Below are 21,261 nucleotides of genomic sequence, written 5' to 3' on the forward strand. Positions count from 1 at the left end.
AGGAATAGGGGGATTATCATGGATATTCAACTGCTCGGCATTACGGTCCTTTGGACTTTCCTATACGGCTATCTGATTGTGGCCTCTGTTGATTTCGGTGCCGGCTTTTTTGCTTTTTACGGCAAGGTTTCAAAGAAGGATCATATCATCAATCATATTATCAGCCGTTATCTATCACCCGTCTGGGAAGTTACGAATGTTTTTTTCGTCTTTTTCTTTGTCGGGCTCGTCGGTTTTTATCCTGATGCAGCCTATTATTACGGCACTGCCCTACTTATTCCCGGAAGCATTGCCCTCATTCTAATAGCAGTCCGGGGATCCTTTTACGCATTCGGCAACTACGGATCAAAGGATAATACGTTTTATTTATTTCTTTACGGCTCGACAGGCCTTTTAATACCAGCTTCCTTGTCGACAGCCCTCACCATCTCTGAGGGCGGTTTTCTCGAGCAGAAGGGAGATTCGGTTGTGTTCCTGGCCAGTAAACTTTTTACAAGTCCGTACTCCTGGTCGGTTGTCCTTTTAGCCATCGTATCTGTCCTTTTCATTAGCGCATCATTTCTAACCTTTTATGCGAATAGGGCAAAAGATGAAGATGCCAGGGAAGTGTTAAGGAAATTTTCTCTTTTCTGGAGCATTCCATGCATTCTTGCTAGCCTGCTCGTATTCGCCTCATTGAAAGCTCATAATGGCAGGCATTTTGATAATGCACTGGATTTATGGTGGATGTTTGGCTTGTCCTTTGCCTGCTTCCTAGTGGCCGTTCTGCTAATCTTGAAGAGAAAGAAATTTGGTCTTGCGTTTATCTTTGTTATGCTTCAATTCTTTTTCGCTTTTTTCGGATACGGAGCATCTCATTTGCCATTTATTCTCGATCCGTTCATAACCATCCATTCCGCCATCACCAATGAGGTTATGGGAACTGCGTTAGTAATAGCCTTCATTGCCGGTTTATTGCTGCTGATTCCGTCACTTGCGTTATTAGTGAAGCTTTTCTTGTTTGATGCCGATTATGTGAGCGGAAAAAAGTAATATTCCGGTTTCCCTCATTTTTTGTTACTATAGGAAGAAAGTAAGTTCCTTGGGGGAATTCAAGATGAAGAAAGATTTTGCTGTAATTGGACTTGGGCGTTTTGGCGGAAGTATCTGCCGCAGGCTGTCCGAACTCGGTATGGAAGTCCTAGCCATGGACAATGACGAAGAAAGAGTAAATGAGTACGCCTCAATCGCCTCCCATGCCATTCTTGGGGATTCCACAGATGAAGCAGTGCTGAAAGGGATTGGAATCAGGAATTTCGACCACGTCATTGTAGCGATCGGAGATAATATTCAGGCAAGTATCCTCACAACACTCATCCTGAAGGAACTGGGCGTAAAACATGTAACCGCAAAGGCTCTGAATGATTATCATGAAAAGGTCCTTTTAAAAATCGGTGCGGATGTTGTGGCTCACCCTGAGAGGGATATGGGCATCAGAATCGCGAATAATATTTCTACCAGCAATGTATTGGATTATCTTGAGCTTTCCGATGAGCACAGTATCGTGGAAATTGTCGCCAATGAAAAACTAGGCGGGCATACGTTGATTGATCTAAATATCCGTGCCAGATATGGCTTAAATATAGTGGCGATTAAGAGGGGCGGGGATATTATCGTTTCCCCGATGGCCAGCGAAAAAATTTGGCTGGGCGACATCTTGATCATCATTGGCGCAGATTCGGATATCGAGCGGTTCCGGAAGAAAGTGATTGAATGAAATATCCTACCATGCAAAAAAAGGAAGCCGGCTGGCTTCCTTTTTTTATACTTCCATAATGATTGGCAGGATCATAGGCCTGCGTTTAGTTTTTTCGTAAAGGAACGGTCCAAGGGTATCGGTTATTTCGTTTTTGATTTCCGACCATTGAGTCGTTTTGCGATCCATTATCTTATTCAAATGCTTGGCAATCAGTGCCTGGGCATCGTTAATAAGATCTCCTGATTCACGCATATAAACAAATCCCCGTGAAATCAGGTCAGGGCCGGAGGCAATCTTGAATTCCTTCATGTTAATGCTGACGACAACAACGACAAGTCCTTCTTCGGAAAGGATTCTTCTGTCGCGCAAAACGATATTTCCAATATCACCGACTCCGCTTCCGTCAATGTAAACTGAACCAGAAGGGATTTTCCCGGCGATCTGGGCTTCATTTTCAGAAAGGGCAAGCACTTCTCCGTTATCCATGATGAAGCAATTTTCTGGAGGGACGCCACAGTCGACGGCCAGCTGAGAGTGCATTTTTTGCATCCTGAATTCTCCGTGTATCGGCATGAAGAATTTCGGCTTTATTAAACGAAGCATAAGCTTTTGCTCTTCCTGCCCGCCATGGCCGGAAGTATGGATGTTGCTTAGCTTCCCATGGATGACATCGGCGCCTGCCCGGAAAAGGGCGTTGATTGTCCGGCTGACACTGATCGTATTCCCTGGAATTGGTGAGGAAGAGAAGACAACAGTATCGCCAGGATTAATTTGAATTTGTCGGTGGGTGCCATTCGCAATCCTCGATAGAGCCGCCATTGGTTCACCTTGGCTGCCGGTACAAAGAATCGTCACCTTGTTCGCTGGAATCCTGTTGATCTGCTGCGCATCGATAAACGTTTCTTTAGGAGCACGGATATAGCCAAGTTCAAGTCCTATCGTTATCGCCGCTTCCATACTCCTGCCAAAGACAGCGACTTTCCTTCCATTTGCCACTGCCGCCTCGACAACCTGCTGCAGCCTATGGATATTGGAGGCGAAGGTAGCAAAGATAATCCTTCCGTCAACTTTGCGGAAAATATCATCAATGCTCTCGCCGACCCGGCGTTCCGACATAGTGAATTCCGGAATCTCGCTATTTGTACTATCCGAAAGAAGGCAGAGGACCCCTTCCCGGCCGATTTCAGCCATTTTAGTCAAATTGGCTGGTTCGCCGACCGGAGTGAAATCAAATTTAAAATCTCCGGTATGGACTATTTGGCCGTTCGGCGTCTTTACAACGATTCCATAAGAATCCGGTATGCTATGTGTAGTCCGGAAGAAAGTGACGGCAGTCTTTCGGAACTTGATCACATCGTCCTCTTTAATTTCTATCAGCTTGGCTGTCCTTAAGAGGCCGTGTTCCTCAAGCTTATTTCGGATCAGGCCAAGAGCCAGTTTTCCCCCGTAAATAGGAATGTTGATTTCCCTAAGAAGGTACGGAATGCCGCCAATATGATCCTCATGGCCGTGGGTGACAAACAGCCCTTTAATTTTTTCGGCATTTTTAACTAGATAAGAATAATCAGGAATGACATAGTCAATTCCCAACAGTTCATCTTCCGGGAATTTTATTCCTGCGTCAATGACAATGATTTCATCCTGGAATTGCACTGCATACGTATTTTTTCCGATCTCCCCAAGCCCGCCCAAAGCGAAAACCGCGGTTTGATCATTTTTAACCAATTTCATAAATTATCAAATCTCCAATACATTAAAGTCTTCATTTTGATTTTCATACTGCAGGTAAGCACCTTCAACCTTCTGGACGAATTCAATATTGTAGCCTCTGTCGGATAGTTTTTTTCGCACATTCCTCTCAGACTCGCCCTGAATAAAAAGGGATTTCGTATTTTCCCTTACTGGCACCTCGCTAATGCTTTCCTGGTAGTAAATTTTAAACAACATGTAATTTCTCTCCTGTCTCCGCATGCTTTTTACTATTTTAAATACCCCAAAACCAAGGCGTCAAATGGTTTCCGGGGGAATTAAATAACAGCCGTCCGTTTGCGCTACTGCTTTACAATTTACAATAAGGAAGGAGCCCTTCGCAAGTTTGAAGGGCTCAAAACATTAGGCAATGGATTTTTTTCGTAATAAATCTCTCCACTGTTTTAAAAGCTTTTTCCTTAGCTTCTTTAACATAGTGGATCATCTCCTTACCTTTTATTTTAAACCATCCTTGTCCAAAGTAAAGCAACGATGAGCAAAATAAGGTAAAATTTTACGGCTTTTTTGATTTTGTCCTGCAAAATCTTCCTTTTCTCCACTATTATTATATGCCGGAATGTGTAAAATTTTCATGGTTAATGATGGGATTGGAGGATGTTAACAAACAGACAAATTTCTGTGAAATGAATTTCGGGCCATGCACCTATTATTCAAGATAATACCCTTAAACAGACAAGGCTAATCGAGAGAAGGAATTACCCAATAGGCTATAAAATTGGGCTTTGTTAAAGGTGAGTGTTGATATTCAATAAAGTTGATTGGAACGCAGGGGACTGACTCCGGCGGGATGCAGCGGCACGTGGAGACCCCACAGGCGTCTATGTCGCCGAGGAGGCTCCACGGTCCGCCCCGCGGAAAGCATGTCCCCGGAGTGGAAATCAACAATCAAAGATATAGGGCCAAATAGTTAAAAGTCAACCCATTCATCTTTGGCGTTTTGTAAAAAAAACCGTCCTGCTGCCCAGGACGGTCGGTTTACCTCTCGATTGGAATTGCGTTTTCAATTGGCCTGTGAGGATTGTCCTTGTCAATATGATCATAAAACATTATTCCATTTAGGTGATCGATTTCATGCTGGAAGACAATTGCAGGGAGGCCTTTAAGTCGTAGCTTCACTTCATTCCCATCCATATCATAACCCTTTACAGTAACCCTCGCATACCTTGGGACAAAGCCTGGGTGCGGCTCATCAACCGACAGACAGCCTTCGCCTGACGTGAGATATGCTTTTTCAACTGAATGGCTGACAATACGAGGATTAAATAAAGCGTGGCTGAGCAGGTTTCCTTTTTCATCATAAACATGGACTGCAATCATTCGTTTTAAAATATTGATTTGTGGCGCGGCAAGTCCAATACCGGGGCGAAGGCCAAACTTTTCTGCAACCTCGCTGTTCTGGCTGTTGATAACATATTCAAGCAGACTGGCGAGAATTTGATTATCCTCCTCGGAGGGAGGCAGGGATACCTCAAGTGCTGTCTTCCTTAACGTCGGGTGCCCATCCCTTATAATATCGTCCATCGTTAACATTTTCGTTCACTCCTGTAATACGAATGCAATCATTCCCAACGCAGAAAGAGAAGGGAGGTATGACAATAGTCTATCAGACAATCCGAAAAAAGTTAATGGAATGCTGCCTAACAGAAAAAAAGAGAAGGCGGCGCCTCCCCCTTTTTGTAAACTAGAGCCATGCACAGCCAACAATGATCAGCAGAATGAACAGCACAACGATTAAGGCAAAACCCCTGCCATAACCCCAGCCGCCGACTCCGACAGGATAACCATATCCGCCGCATCCGTATCCATATCCGTACATAAGCGAACCTCCTCTGCTACTGTTTGCCGGCCCTCACAACCGGGCGACTATTACAGCCTATGCACGCCGGAGGCCTTCAGTCTGGGCCCATGCCCATTCATAGTGAGCGTTTTTCTTGAATAATATAGTTGAAAAGGGGGGACAAGCTGTTAAGCTGAAAGGGTTGTCAAAAAAGGTTACTAACTATATAGTAGAATTGTTATAAAAAGGAGCGATGAACGATGGCTTATTCACCGGTGAAAAAACTGGTTTTTATGTTAGTGGCAACCACATTTATGCTTACGGGCTGCCTTGGTCAAAAATCTCCAGAAGAGCGTATGTATGAGATAATGGAAAATGCGGTTACAGCTGAAAAGGGCTTCGAAGACCAACAGAACCCATTGGTTGAACTGGAGACAAAAGAGAATGAGTTGTTTGATAAAATAACCGGCTTGGGAATGAAGGAGAAAGAGCAAATAAACAAATTAAGCGATGAAGCTCTTTCCATGGCGGACAAAAGAAAAGAGCATATCGAAAAGGAAAAGGAGAGCATCCAGGATTCGCGGGAGAAATTCAAGGACGCTGACTCTGTTTTGGAAAAAATAAAGGATCCCAAGCTGAAGGAAAAGGCAGAATTCCTTTACAAGACTATGAATGACCGATATGCCGCGCATGATACATTATATAATGAATATACAAAAGCCATTGAAGGTGATAAGGATTTATACAAATCGCTTAAATCCGGGGATATTAACCTCGATGACCTTGAAAAAAAAGTGGACAATATTAATCAGCATTATTCTAAAGTGCTGGAAGCAAACGAGAAATTCAATAAATTGACCGAAATCTATAATAAAGAGAAGCTCGCTTTTTATAAAATGGCGGGTCTCGATGGAAAATCCTGAGCCGGGCCTTCCTCCGGCTTTTTATTTTGGGTTTATGGCGATTGCCATGGATAAAAGGTCTTGTCAACAGACTGATACAGCGTGAATTTTTCGGGTGATACAGATAAGTTAAGAAAGTGAATATTTATCAATATTATTATAGTGGAAAATTTATAGTTCATGTTTATTGACGGTTTGGAAGTGAATGGTGTAAACTCGATTTGCAGGGGGATGTTGTATTAATTTGATGGGGATGGAGACTAATACAGTATATCGGGCCACGGATGGGAAAATTAAATGTTTTTTGGCGCGATGATTGTGGGAAACTATATAAGTATAGGCTAGTTGTCCGTTAAAATAACGAGTTCTCTATGTAAAAATGGAGACTTCCAGCTGAATGGGTTTTTATTTTAAAAAAACATTTAGTTGTAATTTTTTTGGGCAATCTAAACCAGTATCTAAGTTCCCTTCAAGCAAACTCCAAGTGCTTTTTTCAATAGAACAATTATGCAGAAGGAAAGGAAAGGTGGCAGAAAATGGCTTCTAAAACAAAGAACGCCCGAATCGATGCGAAAAAAACTCTCGAAGCAGTAGAGCAGCAATTCGAAATGCTACAAATATTAAATGAAGAAGGCAAGGTTGTCAACGAGGCGGAAATGCCGGAACTAAGCGACCAGCAATTGCAGGAATTGATGGAGAGAATGGTATATACCCGTATTCTCGATCAGCGCTGCATTTCTCTTAATCGCCAGGGTCGCCTTGGGTTTTATGCACCAACAGCTGGCCAGGAAGCATCCCAGCTTGCATCGCAATATGCTCTTGAAAAAGAGGATTTTATTTTGCCAGGTTACCGGGATGTTCCACAAATTATTTGGCACGGCCTTCCTTTATCACAGGCATTCCTGTTTTCTCGCGGACATTTCCAAGGAAATCAGATTCCCGAAGGCGTAAACGTTATTTCCCCACAGATTATTATTGGTGCCCAATATATCCAGGCAGCAGGAGTCGCTCTTGGAATGAAGAAGAATGGAGCGAAATCCGTAGCGATTACCTATACAGGTGACGGCGGAGCTTCACAAGGAGATTTTTACGAAGGAATCAACTTTGCTGGTGCATTTAAAGCTCCTGCAATTTTTGTTGTTCAAAATAACCAATTTGCCATCTCCACCCCAGTGGAAAAGCAGTCTGCTGCAAAAACAATTGCACAGAAAGCGGTGGCTGCAGGTATTCCTGGAATCCAGGTTGACGGTATGGATCCACTTGCTGTATACAAAGCTGTCAAAGACGCACGTGATCGCGCAGTAAACGGTGAAGGGCCAACCCTGATTGAAACAATGACATACCGTTATGGGCCTCATACAATGGCTGGTGATGACCCGACACGTTATCGTACATCTGACCTAGATAACGAGTGGGAAAAGAAGGATCCGTTAGTCCGTTTCCGCAAGTTCCTCGAAGGAAAAGGGCTTTGGAGCGAAGAAAAAGAGAACGAAGTGATTGAAAAGGCGAAAGAGGATATTAAAGAAGCGATTAAAAAAGCAGATGCTGCTCCAAAACAAAAGGTGACCGACTTAATGTCGATTATGTACGAAGAAATGCCTTTCCACCTGAAGGAGCAATATGAAATCTACAAAGCAAAGGAGTCGAAGTAAGCCATGGCTCAAATGACAATGATCCAGGCAATTACTGATGCCTTGCGCACAGAATTGCGTAATGATAAAAAAACCCTCGTATTCGGGGAGGATGTAGGAGTAAACGGCGGAGTTTTCCGTGCGACAGAGGGCCTTCAAAAAGAATTCGGTGAAGAGCGCGTATTCGATACTCCACTCGCTGAATCCGGCATCGGTGGCTTGGCAATTGGTCTTTCATTGACTGGATACAGACCGATACCTGAAATCCAATTTTTCGGATTTGTCTTTGAAGTAATGGATTCAATTGCAGGGCAAATGTCCAGGATGCGCTATCGTTCTGGCGGCCGCTACAATATGCCGGTAACTGTCCGTTCTCCATTCGGAGGAGGCGTACATACTCCAGAGCTTCACTCTGACAGCCTTGAAGGATTAATGATGCAGACTCCTGGACTCAAGGTTGTTGTACCTTCGACTCCATATGATGCGAAAGGGTTGCTGATATCCGCTATACGTGATAACGATCCTGTTATTTTCCTTGAGCACCTTAAGCTTTACCGTGCATTCCGTGAAGAGGTTCCAGAGGAAGAATACACAATTCCACTTGGAAAAGCCGATGTAAAGCGCGAAGGTTCTGATTTAACTATCATTACTTACGGCGCAATGGTCCATGAATCGCTAAAAGCAGCAGAAGAGCTTGAAAAGGAAGGGCACTCTGTGGAAGTAATCGACTTAAGGACTCTTATGCCGCTTGATATCGAAACAATTGTCGCATCTGTTGAAAAGACCAACAGGGTGATTTTTGTGCAGGAAGCTCAAAAGCAGGCGGGAGCTGCGTCATATGTTGTTCGTGAACTGATGGAACGCACTGTCCTGAGCCTTGAAGCACCAGTTCTTACTGTTGCTGCACCTGACACAGTATACCCATTCTCCCAAGCGGAAAATGTATGGCTTCCAAATTATAAAGATGTTATTGAAACAGCCAAAAAAGTCCTTACATTCTAAATCAGGCTAAATCGCGGTTTCAAAAAACTGCTGAAATCCATCAACAATAGGAGGAAATGCCATGTCATTCCAATTTAAAATGCCTGACATTGGTGAGGGAATTCACGAGGGTGAAATAGTAAAATGGTTTATTAAACCGGGCGATAAAGTACAAGAAGATGATGTATTGTGCGAAGTCCAAAATGATAAAGCCGTTGTGGAAATCCCATCACCTGTCGAAGGTACTGTCGAAGAAATATTAATAGGTGAAGGAACTGTTGCTACAGTAGGCCAGGTTCTTGTAACATTTGATGCGCCAGGGTATGAAAACCTGCAATTCAAAGGGGACGACCACGATGATGATGCCGCTCCCGCACAAGAAAAAACAGAGGCACAGGTTCAATCGACCCTTGAAGCAGGCCAAAAATTAGATAAAGATAAAGCAGAGGCTCCAAAAACGGAGGGAGCAACCGGTGCAGGAGCTACGGCAGCAAATGCCGCGCCTGAAGCTGAAGTCGATCCAAACCGTCGGGTGATTGCCATGCCTTCGGTAAGGAAATATGCGCGCGAAAAGGGCGTGGACATCCGTTTAGTATCCGGTTCGGGTAATAATGGCCGAGTGCTAAAAAATGATATCGATGCCTTCTTGAATAAAGGCCAGGAACCTGCCAAGGAAGCACAGCCAGAAGCAGCCGCTCCACAGGAAACTGCAACTGTTGCTGGAGAAGCCAAAGCGGCAATTCCTCAGGGTCAATATCCGGAAACGCGCGAAAAAATGAGCGGTATCCGCAAGGCGATTGCAAAAGCAATGGTTAATTCGAAGCACACTGCACCGCACGTTACCCTGATGGATGAGGTTGAAGTCACCAAGCTTGTTGCCCACCGGAAAAAATTTAAAGAAGTGGCAGCAGAAAAAGGAATCAAGCTTACATTCCTGCCTTATGTAGTGAAAGCACTGACAAGCGCTCTTCGTGAATACCCTGCGTTAAATACATCAGTTGATGATGAAGCCGGTGAACTCATTCAGAAGCATTATTACAATATCGGTATTGCCGCCGACACAGATAAAGGGCTGCTTGTACCTGTTGTAAAAGATGCTGATAGAAAATCCGTTTTCACGATTTCTAATGAGATCAATGACCTTGCAGGAAAAGCGAGGAATGGAAAGCTTGCGCCTGATGAAATGAAGGGCGGCTCATGTACAATCACCAATATCGGTTCCGCTGGGGGCCAATGGTTCACACCTGTTATTAATCATCCAGAAGTGGCCATCCTTGGTATTGGGCGAATCGCAGAAAAAGCAATTGTCCGCAATGGGGAAATCGTTGCTGCGCCAGTACTCGCACTTTCCTTAAGCTTTGACCACCGGGTGATTGACGGGGCAACAGCGCAAAATGCCCTGAATCATATTAAGCGGCTGCTTAATGATCCGGAACTCTTGTTAATGGAGGCGTAATAAAATGGTAGTAGGAGATTTTCCAGTTGAAACAGATACAATTGTCATAGGAGCAGGCCCTGGTGGATATGTGGCAGCGATACGCGCTGCCCAGCTTGGGCAGAAGGTAACCATCGTAGAACGTGGTATCCTTGGCGGGGTATGCTTGAACGTTGGATGTATTCCTTCCAAAGCCTTGATTTCAGCCGGACACCGTTATGAATCAGCAACTCATTCCGAGGATATGGGGATTACAGCTGAAAATGTTACGGTTGATTTTTCAAAGGTACAGGAATGGAAAGCTGGTGTAGTGAAGAAACTTACAGGCGGAGTTGAAGGGCTTCTTAAAGGCAATAAAGTGAATATTGTCCAGGGAGAAGCTTATTTCGTCGATGCCAACACTTTAAGGGTAATGGATGAAAATTCTGCCCAAACTTATACATTCAAACATGCGATTATCGCAACAGGCTCCAGGCCAATCGAACTTCCCAACTTTAAGTACACCAATCGCGTTCTGGATTCAACTGGCGCTTTGGCGCTTAAGGAAATTCCAAAAAGCATTGTCGTAATCGGAGGCGGGTATATTGGAACCGAACTGGGCGGCGCTTATGCAAGCTTTGGAACGAAAGTGACTATCCTTGAGGGAGCCGACGAAATCCTGAATGGCTTCGAAAAGCAGATGTCATCGCTGGTCAAGCGCAACCTTAAGAAAAAGGGAGCCGAAGTGATTACGAAGGCACTCGCAAAAGGGGTCAAGGAAACTGATGATTCGGTTGCGGTTACGTATGAAGTAAAAGGCGAAGAAAAAACGGTTGAGGCCGATTATGTCTTTGTCATGGTTGGCCGCCGCCCGAACACCGACGAACTTGGATTGGAGCAAGCTGGCGTTGAGATGACTGAAAAAGGTATCGTAAAGGTAGATAAACAATGTCGGACCAATGTCGGCAATATTTATGCGATCGGTGATATTGTTGCTGGCCCTCCGTTGGCTCATAAAGCTTCCTATGAAGGGAAAATAGCGGCGGAAGCTATTGCCGGGCACCCTTCTGAAGTAGACTATCTTGCCATTCCGGCTGTTGTCTTCTCTGACCCTGAACTGGCTTCTGTCGGATATACGGAAGCACAGGCGAAAGAAGAAGGCATTGAAGTGAAAGCGGCAAAATTCCCGTTTGCAGCGAATGGGCGAGCTCTAGCCCTTAACCAGACGGACGGTTTTATGAAGCTTGTAACCCGCAAGGAAGATGGTCTTGTCATTGGCGCCCAGATTGCCGGTCCAAGCGCTTCGGATATGATTGCCGAGCTTGGTTTGGCAATTGAAACAGGCATGACAGCCGAGGATTTGGCTATGACCATCCATGCCCATCCGACTCTAGGGGAAATTACAATGGAAGCAGCGGAAGTTGCCATTGGCAGTCCAATCCATGTTGTAAAATAAAGACAAATCGGCAAATCTTCATATCAAAAAGCCCTTCCTGTTGGAAGGGCTTTTTGATTACGGTGCAAGCGCATTTGAAACAGGCTTGATAATCTGTTCTTTTGTCGCATCGCCGTTAATTCTTACCATTATTTTATCGTTATAAATGACAATCAGGGCTGGTCCTGATTTAATATCAAATTGATCGTAATACTCCTTTTCAGTGGAACTTGTCAAGACCATTAAATTTTCCATTTCAGCAGGGAAGTTTTTCTTAAGTTCAATCAGTGCATCGTAATAGGCAGCCTCTTGGTAATATTCCTTTTCCTCTGAAAAGAATATTACCTGCTTGGCATCTTTGTCCAATGCCAGAGTCGCCTCCTGTTTGCTGCAGGAAGCAGTGATTAAAAACGAAAAAACGAGTATATAAAGAGGAAAGCCCTTCATTTCTCTGCCTCCATTAAGAATAATAAATCCTCCAGTTCGACTGTATCATCAATCCCATTTTAACATATGGCTATTTACAAATTTTCCTTGTCATGCAAATGTTACATAAATGAAAAATAGACGGAGATAGACGGGCATATACTTGAATAAAAGCTTGTTTGAATGCTTTTTATGCTACAGGCGGTGAAATCATGAAAGTATATGCGGTTTTTTTGATCCAGTTTATTATTTGGAGCAGTTATACGTTAACAGAGTGGCTGTCCAAACATGATCATCCCATTTATAACGTCTTGATGTTTTTTGTGTTTTTTTATTTAGCTCTCCTCATTTGCCAGAAATTCATTGAATCAACAAGAAAAGCATTTTTTATTACGCTATTAAGTTTAGGCTTGTACGCCTCATTCCATATCTGCTTATCATATTTTCATATTTCATCCGTTCTAGGAAAATAAAAAAGCATCCCGTAAAGGATGCTTCCGGCCCTTATTTCCTTGGATAGAAATACATGATCCTGCCATTGAATAGATGCAATTCCCCCTGCAACTTTTTAGCAAGGAACTTGCAAAACTCGTTTGCCTTACCTTTATCGCCAGCTGTAGCTCCTTCCGGCAAGGTAATCTGTATGTAAGAACGGATGGTAGAAGTTCCATCTTCTGTTTCAGCTGCCTCTTTCCCAACTCCAAGGATAATAGCAAAATAAAGATCGTTTCCCGGAGAATGCAAATAGAACCATTGGCCATCGGCGTCATTCGATTCCTTAATTTCATATGGAAAGGCATTTGCACTATAGTCCCAGTTAACCTGGGTGCCGGTTTTCGTGGTTATTTCTTTGTAATAATGAAATAAATCTTTCAGTTCGTCCAATGTAATAGTTTGCTTTGCAGATGAAGGCACAAGCTTGATATAAGCGTTTTCAGCCAACACCAATCCCCCCTGTATCTATTATTCTGTTCACTTTAATTGTAGCACTCCCTATTTTCCATAAACAACTTTTTGAAGCCACTAAAGGTTATTATTTGATAAATACTTAAATCTGAATTATAATAATATTCTATAAACTTAAAAGGAGGAGTGTTATGGAACTATTTGAAAAGCTCTATGATGAGCATGAAAATGTCAAAGTCCGTTTCACTGGTTTTACTACTGAAAATGCCCGCTATGATTTTGGCGTTGTTTATTCCTCTTTGTTTTTTGGTAAACCTCTTGTCGTTTGCATGCAAACCGGACGATCAACTCTCCTCGAACCCAATGACTTGGAAAATATCGACCACCTGCAGCAGGTTTTTCGGATTGGTGATGAAGAACAGGCCAGTGATTTAGTCGAATTCTTTCATGAAATCCTGCCGGCCGCTCCATTTTCAACTCAATATGATTGATAACCTGACAGGCCTTGTTGAGGCCTGTCTTTTCATTTATTAATATAATGCTGTTTATTGCTTATAAAAAGTTAAAAGTGTCATACAATATAACTTGAAATTTGAATAAGGTTATATTATTATATAAATAAATTAGATAAAACGCTTACATTCTGTTTTAAAGGAGCTGATCAACATGGGAACGATTGTATGCCAGACTTGCAATTCAACAATTGATCATTTCGAGGATGAAAAGGTAACAGTCCTTTATTCAAAATGCACTTGCGACAAGTGCTCTAGCCACGAAGATGAATTATAAAAACGCTTGATTGAATAGCAAAACAGGATTCCGCCCGGAATCCTGTTTTTTTATATTACTTAATCGCTTTGTATTCTTTAATGACGCGAATTGATTTGATTTCATCATCTTCCGGGCCTTGGACAGGCAGGCCGACCTCAAGATTCTTTTTAATATAAAGAAGGTTTTCTTTCGTAATAATTTCTCCTGGAATGAATATTGGGATCCCCGGAGGATAAACCATGATAAACTCGGCGGTGATCCTTCCTTCGGATTCCTCGAATGGAACCACTTCTGTTTCGGAGTAAAAGGCATCCCTAGGGGTTAACGCCAATAATGGTATATCGGGAAGGAAAACTTGCAGCGGTTCTGGTTTTCCGTCCTGATGAATGTATTCTTCCGCCAGTTCAGCCAAGGCATTGACCAATATGTCTGCCTCAGCCTGAGTGTCGCCTGGGGTGATGATACAAAGTATATTATAAAGGTCTGATAATTCCACCTCGATATTATGCCTCTCGCGAAGCCATTTCTCAACTTCATATCCGCTTATACCCAGGTCTTTAACTGAAATAATTAACTTTGTCGGATCATAATCAAATGCTGCCTTTGACCTAAGGATTTCCTTGCCGACACAATAAAGCCGGTCAATATCATTAATCTTTTTCCGTATCGACTGAGCCAACTCGATAGTTTTGGAAATCAGTTCCTTTCCTTCTGTTGCAAGCCTCTTTCTGGCGACATCAAGAGAAGCAAGCAGCAAATAAGAAGTTGATGTTGTTGTCAACATGCTCAAAATGGATTGGACTCTGCCAGGGGAGACAAGCCCTTCTCTGACGTTCAATACAGAGCTTTGGGTCATGGAGCCGCCAAGCTTATGAACGCTGGTTGCTGCCATATCCGCTCCGGCCTGCATGGCGGATAAGGGAAGTTCATCATGAAAATGGATGTGGACTCCATGTGCTTCATCAACTAGTACCGGCACATTATAGGAATGGGCGATCTCCACAATTTTTCTCAAATCGGCAGAAATGCCAAAATACGTTGGGTTAATAACAAGTACACCTTTTGCATCGGGATGCTGATCAAGCGCCTTTGCAACGGCTTCGGTTGTAATCCCGTGCGAAATTCCTAGCTCCTCATCAATTTCCGGATGGATAAAAACCGGAATCGCACCAGAAAAAACAATCGCGGACATAACAGATTTATGGACATTCCGGGGAACGATTATTTTATCGCCGGGTCCGCAAACTGTCATGACCATTGTCATAATCGCGCCGCTTGTTCCTTGTACAGAAAAAAATGTATGGTCAGCCCCAAATGCCTCAGCGGCAAGCTCTTGGGCCTGCTTGATGATCCCCTTTGGGGAATGGAGGTCATCCAGCGGCCCAATATTGATCAAATCTATGCTTAGAGCATTGTCTCCAATGAATCTTCGGAACTCAGGGTCAATGCCTGTTCCTTTTTTGTGTCCGGGTATATGGAATTGGACGGGATTTTTCTTAGCGTGAGCAATCAGGCCGCTGAAGAGCGGCGTTTCATTCTGGGACAAATCTCTCCACACCTCTTTTTCAAAAATATCATATTTTTATTTGTGTCTCTATCGTTTCACATTAAGGAAATTGCTTTTAAACAATCCAAATAAGGAAGAGTTCAAAACAAATGAAATTATAGCATTTATGAAATAGAAAGCAAAGAATATTATTACTGGAAAGCTATAATATGTAGTTTCCCGCCGCAGAAGGAAAATAACCTGTTCAGGCGAATTAGAATAAAGGAGAAGGAGTACAGGAGGAGATATAAATGGTTTGGAATACAAGGGTCACGGAACTGCTTAACATTAAGTATCCTATCATCCAGGGCGGGCTTGCCCATTTAGCATATTCGGATTTGGCTGCCGCTGTTTCCAATGCAGGCGGGCTTGGGCAAATTACTGCGATGTCTCTGGATAGTCCCGGTGCACTTAAGGAGGAAATTGATAAAACCAGGGGAAAAACCGCCAGCCCATTCGGAGTCAATTTTGCTATAGGCCAGCACGGAAGGCCTTTTAAGGACTATGTGAAAATTGCTATAGAAGAAAACGTGCCCGTTATTTCTGTGACAGGAGGCAACCCTGCTCCCTTATTCGAACAGCTTGAAGGGACAGCAATTAAAAAGCTCGTGCTCGTTTCGTCCAGGAGGCAGGCAATCAAGGCTGAAGAGCTTGGAGCTGATGCTGTGATGGTTGTCGGCCAGGAAGGTGGTGGCCATCTGGGGAAGGAGGATACAGGCACGATGGTCCTTATTCCGCGGGTTGTAGATGCTGTATCAATCCCAGTCATCGCCTCAGGAGGAATCGCCGATGGACGGGGCATGATGGCTGCTTTTGCGCTGGGTGCCGAGGGGGTTGAGATGGGGACAAGGTTTATTGCGGTCAAAGAATGTATCCATGCAAATGAAACATATAAACAAAAATTGATTGATGGTAGTGAATCTGATACAGTCATAATTAAAAAGTCGCTAGGGAGCCCTGGCCGGGTAATTGCGAATGAATGGGCTGGCCGAATTCTGGAGCTGGAACGGGCAGGAGCAGATTTCGACACATTAAGGGACTTTATTAATGGTGAGGCAAATAAAAGGTTCATTCATGAGGGTAAGGCTGAAGAGGGGTTTGCCTGGGCAGGACAGGCAATGGGACTAATCAATGACATTCCTCCAACAGCCGTACTCATTGAGAGAATCATCCACGAAGCATCGGCAATCCGCCGTAAATGGGCAAAAGAAGCATAAAGAGAAGGGCTTCGCCCCCAAGCAACTGAAGAGGTGATGACATGGATTATCAATATCCAATAGACCATACATGGTCAACAGAAGAGACGGTTCAGGCTATCCAGTTTTTCCAGGCTGTGGAGGAAGCATACGAGAAGGGAATTAAAAGGGATGAATTCATGTCTGCTTACAGGCAGTTCAAGGTGATTGTGCCCGGTAAAGCGGAGGAAAAGAAGTTATGCGGGGAATTTGAACAGGCGAGCGGCTATTCTCCTTATCAGGTGACAAAGAAGGCAAAGGAGCTTCCGGACGAAGCGGTATTGAGGATTAAATAAATGGGAAAGGACAAGCTATGCGCATAATGGCGCCTGTAGCTTGTCCTTTCTCATTTTTTCGTCTTTTTCAAAATAAACCTTCGCCAAAATATTCCTTTTTACTTTTCTGTGATAATTTGAAGGTTTATGACAATTTATATAGGGGTAATATTTTTCTAAATACATCATCAATAGACCGAAGCAATTCCGATGGGCCCATTTGGATGACGATATCGCGATCAAGATGGCAGCCGCAAAGAATTTCAGCCTTTTTCACATCCTTAAGGCGCTGGAAAGATGCTTGCAAATCTTCTTTGGAAAGGCTCCCATGCTCTGACGCACCCGGCTTCATATGGTCTTCAGACCAGACATAGCTGGCTGGTATGGTTTGATGGATTTGATTCAGATGTTTTAAAAAGTTTTCTCCGATTTGCGGTTTTTGATTACATTCGTAAATGACCGCGAACCAGATGAACAGATGGGTCTCCCACAATCCTATTTGAAAATGGGGAAGCATTTTATAACCCCTCGGATTACTAGCGAAAGCAACCCATGTATCATTCGGCGGATTCTTTGTCCTTCTGGCATGCTTGGCAACGTGGGCGAATATTTCTTCCCCCGCCAATTCAGATAACCTTGGAGCATAATAACTGCCGAGGAAATCAAGTTTCGGCCTTACATTCTGGATCAATGCTTCCATTCTGTTATCCAGGCCGGCAATTGTAAACACGTCAAAATCTTCTTTAGTAAAACCGTTGAATTCCATAAAGTCCTCCTGCTTATCCACTTCCAAGTCATTTTAGCATATGGAGAGCTTTAGATAAAATAATATACCATGGCAATTGAAAATCCTATATTTTGGTGCCGATTCTCGATTTGGCTCATATTATATTAAAAAATCCGAAAAATCTGTTAATAGCCGGAAGGAGTGCATGGATAATGAAACAATTGATTAATTCTACAAGGAAAAAGGCTTTTGATAAGGAAAGAACAGCGGTTTTAAGACTGGAAATGGACTATGAGCTTGCTACATTATTTGATGCCATGTCAGAAAATAATGAAGAGATGAAAAAACACTGTAAACTAAGACTTGAAAAAATCCGCCAGGAATTGCTCCGTCTCAAGGCACTTTAAGCAGGATGAAGATAAGGAAGACTATCAATGTGTTAGCAATAAATTTCTATAACAAATCTGATTAAAACGGACTCACCGGCCATGCTGGAGAGTTCGTTTATTATTTTTTGCTCAGGAAACCATATAAGTTGATGGGCAGGATTGAATTGTTTAAGCTAGGGGAAAGGCATTTTCAATAGTGGAGGTCTATAAATGGATTTGGATCATGTTTATGAACAGGCGAAAAATTGGGTGCTCGAAGCGGGTGAAAGGATCCGATCTTCCTTTGATAAAACTTTGGATATCCATACGAAATCGGATCCCAATGATCTTGTTACCGATATCGATAGAGATACAGAAAAGTTTTTCATCGAAAAAATTAGAAAATCCTTTCCAGGCCACCGGATCATGGGTGAGGAAGGTTTTGGGGACGAGCTTTCGGATTTGGATGGAGTAGTGTGGATCATTGATCCAATAGACGGAACGATGAATTTCATTCACCAACAACGAAATTTCGCCATATCTTTAGGGGTTTATGAAAATGGTGTCGGAAAAATCGGACTGATATATGATATTGTCCATGATGAACTTTATCATGCCGTCGCAGGACGCGGGGCTTATTTGAATGAAAAGCTAATTCCAAAATTGGAACAAACGAGTGTTAACGAAGCCATACTGGCCTTAAACATAACCTGGGTGATGAAAAACAGCCGGATTGACCACAATCTTCTTATCCCACTCGTCAGGGACGTAAGGGGGACAAGGTCTTACGGGTCTGCCGCCCTTGAACTTGTGTATGTCGCCACAGGAAGAATAAACGCCTATATTTCCCCGCGCCTTGCCCCTTGGGATTATGCGGGTGGGAAGATTATTGTCGAAGAACTAGGTGGAATCGTAACTGATTTGAATGGCGGCGAACTTGATATGTTGAGCAACACATCGGTTTTCGCAGCTGGCCCTGGCTTGCATGGGGATATCTTGGGGGATTATTTGAAGGACTTAAAATAAATTATTCAGGCGGGATCTGAAAATCAGTCCCGCCTGATTTATTCACTTAAAAAAGTACCGATATCAAATGGAATATCAGCATCACTTTACTTCGTGCTTGGACGTTTTTTGCTTTTAAACCCTCCGTGCATCGCCAAAATTAGAAAAGCGATGCTGAGTGCCAATATTAAAAAGCTTTTCTCCCCAATGGCTACTCCAACCCCTGATAAAGAAGCCGCGGCAAGAACCGCATAGCCTAGAGCATTCCACTTAATATTTTTCATTTAAATCCCTTTCCTTTCAAAATAAAAATCGGGAATCTATACACCGATCCGGGCCAAAAACAAAAACCGGCGGTTAAGTTTAATCTTTAAGGCCGACAGGGAAGATTAAATAATGAAGAAAAAAATTATTGATTCCACATCTCCTATGTTATAATAGTTCAGTTGCACATGTAAATAAAAAGCCATTAATGGCTATACCCCTTAGAAAAGGCAGGAGTGAACGACAGTGAAGAATAGAAATGATATACGAAATATAGCAATTATCGCCCACGTTGACCATGGCAAAACAACCCTTGTAGACCAGTTGCTGAAACAATCGGGAATTTTCCGCACAAATGAGCATGTGGAAGAAAGGGCAATGGATTCAAATGATATCGAGCGGGAGCGCGGGATTACGATTCTTGCCAAAAACACTGCCATTCAGTATAAAGATAAGAAAATCAACATTTTGGATACTCCGGGACACGCAGATTTCGGCGGAGAAGTAGAACGGATTATGAAAATGGTTGATGGGGTTCTTCTTGTAGTCGATGCATATGAAGGAACAATGCCGCAAACACGCTTTGTTTTGAAAAAAGCCCTTGAGCAAAACTTGACACCAATTGTTGTGGTCAATAAGATCGACAGGGATTTCGCGCGCCCTGCAGAAGTCATTGATGAGGTTATCGACCTATTCATCGAGCTGGATGCAAATGAAGACCAGCTTGAATTCCCGGTTATTTATGCCTCTGCATTGAATGGGACCGCAAGCGTAGATCCAGGGAAACAGGATGAAAATATGCAGGTTCTTTATGAAGCGATTATCGATCACATTCCAGCACCAGTAGATAACCGAGACGAGGCGCTTCAATTCCAGGTTGCCCTTTTGGATTACAATGACTATGTCGGCAGGATTGGAATTGGCCGCGTGTTCCGCGGAACGATGAGGGTTGGCCAGCAGGTTGCCCTAATGAAGCTGGACGGTTCTGTAAAACAATTCAGGGTTACGAAGATACACGGCTTTTTCGGTCTAAAACGCCAGGAAGTTCAGGAAGCTTTCGCGGGAGATTTGATTGCCATATCGGGTATGGAAGATATCAATGTGGGAGAAACTGTATGCCCTGTTGAGCATCAAGAGGCGCTTCCTGTACTCCATATTGATGAGCCAACCCTTCAAATGACCTTTGCTGTCAATAATAGCCCATTCGCAGGAAGGGAAGGCAAATATTTGACTTCCAGAAAAATTGAAGAAAGGCTCCATGCCCAACTTCAAACAGATGTCAGCCTAAGGGTTGAAAACACAGACTCACCCGATGCCTGGATTGTATCAGGACGTGGAGAGCTGCACCTATCCATCCTAATTGAAAATATGCGCCGAGAGGGTTATGAACTTCAGGTATCAAAACCGGAAGTTATCGTAAAGGAAATTGAGGGCGTCCGCTGCGAGCCGATTGAAAGGGTTCAAATTGATGTTCCGGAAGAGTATACGGGAGCTATCATGGAATCAATTGGGGCGCGTAAGGGTGAGATGTCCGATATGATCAATAACGGCAACGGCCAGGTCCGCCTCATATTTATGGTTCCGGCAAGGGGATTAATCGGATATACAACGGAATTCCTTACCTTAACAAGGGGTTACGGAATTATCAACCATACGTTTGACAGCTATCAGCCAATGATTGCCGGCCAGGTAGGCGGAAGGCGCCAAGGCGTCCTTGTCTCTATGGAATCAGGCAAAGCGTCAACCTATGGAATCATGCAGGTGGAAGACAGGGGTACTATTTTTGTCGAGCCTGGAACCGAAATATATGAGGGCATGATCGTCGGAGAACATACCCGCGAAAATGACATTACCGTAAATATTACTAAAGTGAAGCATGCAACCAACGTCCGTTCCGCGAACAAAGACCAAACTTCAACAATTAAAAAGCCGCGGATCATGACATTGGAGGAATCACTTGAATATTTGAATGAAGACGAGTATTGTGAAGTTACACCAGTGTCCATCCGCCTTCGCAAAAAAATTCTTGATAAGAACGAAAGGGAACGGCTTGCCAAGAAGAAGAAGTACGCGGAAACGAATTAGGTTTA

Annotated in this window: 23 protein-coding genes; 14 read left to right on the forward strand and 9 right to left on the reverse strand. The window is 43.4% G+C overall.

Going from position 1 to position 21,261, the window contains the following annotated elements:
• Nucleotides 1-18 precede the first annotated feature (18 nt).
• Both BN1002_RS07200 and BN1002_RS07205 read left to right on the forward strand, forming a co-directional pair.
• The gene (locus BN1002_RS07200) at nucleotides 19-1,032 is read left to right on the forward strand and encodes a cytochrome d ubiquinol oxidase subunit II (RefSeq protein ID WP_048824326.1); all 1,014 of its coding nucleotides are present in this window, start codon (nucleotides 19-21) and stop codon (nucleotides 1,030-1,032) included.
• Between the two features lie 64 nt (nucleotides 1,033-1,096).
• A complete protein-coding gene (locus tag BN1002_RS07205; protein WP_048824327.1) occupies nucleotides 1,097-1,756 on the forward strand; it encodes a potassium channel family protein in 660 nt (219 codons plus the stop codon).
• Between the two features lie 45 nt (nucleotides 1,757-1,801).
• Here the strand turns inward: BN1002_RS07205 and rnjA are convergent, their stop codons facing one another.
• From rnjA to BN1002_RS23225, 4 genes are all read right to left on the reverse strand, one after another.
• A complete protein-coding gene (gene rnjA / locus BN1002_RS07210) occupies nucleotides 1,802-3,469 on the reverse strand; it encodes a ribonuclease J1 (protein ID WP_048824328.1) in 1,668 nt (555 codons plus the stop codon).
• Nucleotides 3,470-3,475: 6 nt separating this feature from the next.
• Nucleotides 3,476-3,685 (reverse strand): DNA-dependent RNA polymerase subunit epsilon, encoded by a 210-nt coding sequence (locus BN1002_RS07215; RefSeq protein ID WP_048824329.1) that lies wholly within the window; start codon nucleotides 3,683-3,685, stop codon nucleotides 3,476-3,478.
• A gap of 798 nt (nucleotides 3,686-4,483) precedes the next feature.
• Entirely contained in the window at nucleotides 4,484-5,038 is a 555-nt protein-coding gene (def, locus tag BN1002_RS07220) for a peptide deformylase (protein ID WP_048824330.1), read from the reverse strand.
• Nucleotides 5,039-5,189: 151 nt separating this feature from the next.
• Complete coding sequence (locus BN1002_RS23225; protein WP_082036172.1) at nucleotides 5,190-5,324, reverse strand: YjcZ family sporulation protein; 135 nt, start codon at nucleotides 5,322-5,324, stop codon at nucleotides 5,190-5,192.
• 221 nt (nucleotides 5,325-5,545) lie between these two features.
• Here BN1002_RS23225 and BN1002_RS07225 point away from each other — a divergent pair, with 221 nt between their 5' ends.
• From BN1002_RS07225 to lpdA, 5 genes are all read left to right on the forward strand, one after another.
• A complete protein-coding gene (locus BN1002_RS07225) occupies nucleotides 5,546-6,208 on the forward strand; it encodes a YkyA family protein (protein ID WP_048824331.1) in 663 nt (220 codons plus the stop codon).
• A 515-nt stretch (nucleotides 6,209-6,723) separates the two neighbouring features.
• On the forward strand, nucleotides 6,724-7,839 hold the full coding sequence (gene pdhA / locus BN1002_RS07230) for a pyruvate dehydrogenase (acetyl-transferring) E1 component subunit alpha (RefSeq protein WP_048824332.1): 1,116 nt from the start codon (nucleotides 6,724-6,726) through the stop codon (nucleotides 7,837-7,839).
• Nucleotides 7,840-7,842: 3 nt separating this feature from the next.
• Complete coding sequence (locus tag BN1002_RS07235) at nucleotides 7,843-8,820, forward strand: alpha-ketoacid dehydrogenase subunit beta (RefSeq protein ID WP_048824333.1); 978 nt, start codon at nucleotides 7,843-7,845, stop codon at nucleotides 8,818-8,820.
• 61 nt (nucleotides 8,821-8,881) lie between these two features.
• Nucleotides 8,882-10,255, forward strand: a complete 1,374-nt coding sequence (locus tag BN1002_RS07240; RefSeq protein WP_048824334.1) for a dihydrolipoamide acetyltransferase family protein — start codon at nucleotides 8,882-8,884, stop codon at nucleotides 10,253-10,255.
• 4 nt (nucleotides 10,256-10,259) lie between these two features.
• Nucleotides 10,260-11,669 (forward strand): dihydrolipoyl dehydrogenase, encoded by a 1,410-nt coding sequence (lpdA, locus tag BN1002_RS07245; RefSeq protein ID WP_048824335.1) that lies wholly within the window; start codon nucleotides 10,260-10,262, stop codon nucleotides 11,667-11,669.
• A 57-nt stretch (nucleotides 11,670-11,726) separates the two neighbouring features.
• On the opposite strand, the gene BN1002_RS07250 is transcribed toward lpdA, so the two are convergent.
• Nucleotides 11,727-12,095, reverse strand: coding sequence for a small peptidoglycan-associated lipoprotein (locus BN1002_RS07250; protein WP_231574996.1), 369 nt, complete (start codon nucleotides 12,093-12,095; stop codon nucleotides 11,727-11,729).
• Nucleotides 12,096-12,578: 483 nt separating this feature from the next.
• Nucleotides 12,579-13,016, reverse strand: coding sequence for a DUF1885 family protein (locus BN1002_RS07260; protein WP_197072766.1), 438 nt, complete (start codon nucleotides 13,014-13,016; stop codon nucleotides 12,579-12,581).
• Nucleotides 13,017-13,171: 155 nt separating this feature from the next.
• Between BN1002_RS07260 and BN1002_RS07265 the strand changes: the two genes are divergently transcribed.
• Nucleotides 13,172-13,471: a DUF3055 domain-containing protein gene (locus BN1002_RS07265; RefSeq protein WP_048824338.1), complete on the forward strand. Its 300-nt coding sequence runs from the start codon at nucleotides 13,172-13,174 to the stop codon at nucleotides 13,469-13,471.
• 175 nt (nucleotides 13,472-13,646) lie between these two features.
• Entirely contained in the window at nucleotides 13,647-13,769 is a 123-nt protein-coding gene (locus tag BN1002_RS23230) for a GapA-binding peptide SR1P (RefSeq protein WP_082036173.1), read from the forward strand.
• 55 nt (nucleotides 13,770-13,824) lie between these two features.
• On the opposite strand, the gene BN1002_RS07270 is transcribed toward BN1002_RS23230, so the two are convergent.
• Nucleotides 13,825-15,297, reverse strand: coding sequence for an aminotransferase class I/II-fold pyridoxal phosphate-dependent enzyme (locus BN1002_RS07270; RefSeq protein ID WP_048824339.1), 1,473 nt, complete (start codon nucleotides 15,295-15,297; stop codon nucleotides 13,825-13,827).
• Nucleotides 15,298-15,548: 251 nt separating this feature from the next.
• On the opposite strand from BN1002_RS07270, the gene BN1002_RS07275 reads away from it, so the two are divergent.
• On the forward strand, nucleotides 15,549-16,514 hold the full coding sequence (locus BN1002_RS07275; protein WP_048824340.1) for an NAD(P)H-dependent flavin oxidoreductase: 966 nt from the start codon (nucleotides 15,549-15,551) through the stop codon (nucleotides 16,512-16,514).
• A 41-nt stretch (nucleotides 16,515-16,555) separates the two neighbouring features.
• A complete protein-coding gene (locus tag BN1002_RS07280; protein ID WP_048824341.1) occupies nucleotides 16,556-16,828 on the forward strand; it encodes a UPF0223 family protein in 273 nt (90 codons plus the stop codon).
• A gap of 124 nt (nucleotides 16,829-16,952) precedes the next feature.
• Here BN1002_RS07280 and BN1002_RS07285 read toward each other — a convergent pair whose 3' ends face one another.
• Nucleotides 16,953-17,573, reverse strand: coding sequence for a YktB family protein (locus tag BN1002_RS07285; RefSeq protein ID WP_048824342.1), 621 nt, complete (start codon nucleotides 17,571-17,573; stop codon nucleotides 16,953-16,955).
• A 173-nt stretch (nucleotides 17,574-17,746) separates the two neighbouring features.
• On the opposite strand from BN1002_RS07285, the gene BN1002_RS07290 reads away from it, so the two are divergent.
• Complete coding sequence (locus tag BN1002_RS07290; protein WP_048824343.1) at nucleotides 17,747-17,941, forward strand: hypothetical protein; 195 nt, start codon at nucleotides 17,747-17,749, stop codon at nucleotides 17,939-17,941.
• A 192-nt stretch (nucleotides 17,942-18,133) separates the two neighbouring features.
• Nucleotides 18,134-18,928, forward strand: coding sequence for an inositol monophosphatase family protein (locus BN1002_RS07295; RefSeq protein ID WP_048824344.1), 795 nt, complete (start codon nucleotides 18,134-18,136; stop codon nucleotides 18,926-18,928).
• Nucleotides 18,929-19,014: 86 nt separating this feature from the next.
• On the opposite strand, the gene BN1002_RS24035 is transcribed toward BN1002_RS07295, so the two are convergent.
• Entirely contained in the window at nucleotides 19,015-19,191 is a 177-nt protein-coding gene (locus BN1002_RS24035) for a YlaF family protein (protein WP_197072768.1), read from the reverse strand.
• A 226-nt stretch (nucleotides 19,192-19,417) separates the two neighbouring features.
• Here BN1002_RS24035 and typA point away from each other — a divergent pair, with 226 nt between their 5' ends.
• Nucleotides 19,418-21,256, forward strand: a complete 1,839-nt coding sequence (typA, locus tag BN1002_RS07300; protein ID WP_048824345.1) for a translational GTPase TypA — start codon at nucleotides 19,418-19,420, stop codon at nucleotides 21,254-21,256.
• Nucleotides 21,257-21,261 lie beyond the last annotated feature (5 nt).

This window comes from Bacillus sp. B-jedd (assembly GCF_000821085.1).
In the GTDB taxonomy this organism is placed as follows: domain Bacteria; phylum Bacillota; class Bacilli; order Bacillales; family Cytobacillaceae; genus Bacillus_D.

Bases quoted from the DNA above. Each gene is read 5' to 3' on its own strand.
- BN1002_RS07200 (WP_048824326.1), top strand. From the start codon at position 19: ATGGATATTCAACTGCTCGGCATTACGGTCCTTTGGACTTTCCTATAC.
- BN1002_RS07205 (WP_048824327.1), top strand. From the start codon at position 1,097: ATGAAGAAAGATTTTGCTGTAATTGGACTTGGGCGTTTTGGCGGAAGT.
- rnjA (WP_048824328.1), bottom strand. From the start codon at position 3,469: ATGAAATTGGTTAAAAATGATCAAACCGCGGTTTTCGCTTTGGGCGGG.
- BN1002_RS07215 (WP_048824329.1), bottom strand. From the start codon at position 3,685: ATGTTGTTTAAAATTTACTACCAGGAAAGCATTAGCGAGGTGCCAGTA.
- def (WP_048824330.1), bottom strand. From the start codon at position 5,038: ATGTTAACGATGGACGATATTATAAGGGATGGGCACCCGACGTTAAGG.
- BN1002_RS23225 (WP_082036172.1), bottom strand. From the start codon at position 5,324: ATGTACGGATATGGATACGGATGCGGCGGATATGGTTATCCTGTCGGA.
- BN1002_RS07225 (WP_048824331.1), top strand. From the start codon at position 5,546: ATGGCTTATTCACCGGTGAAAAAACTGGTTTTTATGTTAGTGGCAACC.
- pdhA (WP_048824332.1), top strand. From the start codon at position 6,724: ATGGCTTCTAAAACAAAGAACGCCCGAATCGATGCGAAAAAAACTCTC.
- BN1002_RS07235 (WP_048824333.1), top strand. From the start codon at position 7,843: ATGGCTCAAATGACAATGATCCAGGCAATTACTGATGCCTTGCGCACA.
- BN1002_RS07240 (WP_048824334.1), top strand. From the start codon at position 8,882: ATGTCATTCCAATTTAAAATGCCTGACATTGGTGAGGGAATTCACGAG.
- lpdA (WP_048824335.1), top strand. From the start codon at position 10,260: ATGGTAGTAGGAGATTTTCCAGTTGAAACAGATACAATTGTCATAGGA.
- BN1002_RS07250 (WP_231574996.1), bottom strand. From the start codon at position 12,095: ATGAAGGGCTTTCCTCTTTATATACTCGTTTTTTCGTTTTTAATCACT.
- BN1002_RS07265 (WP_048824338.1), top strand. From the start codon at position 13,172: ATGGAACTATTTGAAAAGCTCTATGATGAGCATGAAAATGTCAAAGTC.
- BN1002_RS23230 (WP_082036173.1), top strand. From the start codon at position 13,647: ATGGGAACGATTGTATGCCAGACTTGCAATTCAACAATTGATCATTTC.
- BN1002_RS07275 (WP_048824340.1), top strand. From the start codon at position 15,549: ATGGTTTGGAATACAAGGGTCACGGAACTGCTTAACATTAAGTATCCT.
- BN1002_RS07280 (WP_048824341.1), top strand. From the start codon at position 16,556: ATGGATTATCAATATCCAATAGACCATACATGGTCAACAGAAGAGACG.
- BN1002_RS07285 (WP_048824342.1), bottom strand. From the start codon at position 17,573: ATGGAATTCAACGGTTTTACTAAAGAAGATTTTGACGTGTTTACAATT.
- BN1002_RS07290 (WP_048824343.1), top strand. From the start codon at position 17,747: ATGAAACAATTGATTAATTCTACAAGGAAAAAGGCTTTTGATAAGGAA.
- BN1002_RS07295 (WP_048824344.1), top strand. From the start codon at position 18,134: ATGGATTTGGATCATGTTTATGAACAGGCGAAAAATTGGGTGCTCGAA.
- BN1002_RS24035 (WP_197072768.1), bottom strand. From the start codon at position 19,191: ATGAAAAATATTAAGTGGAATGCTCTAGGCTATGCGGTTCTTGCCGCG.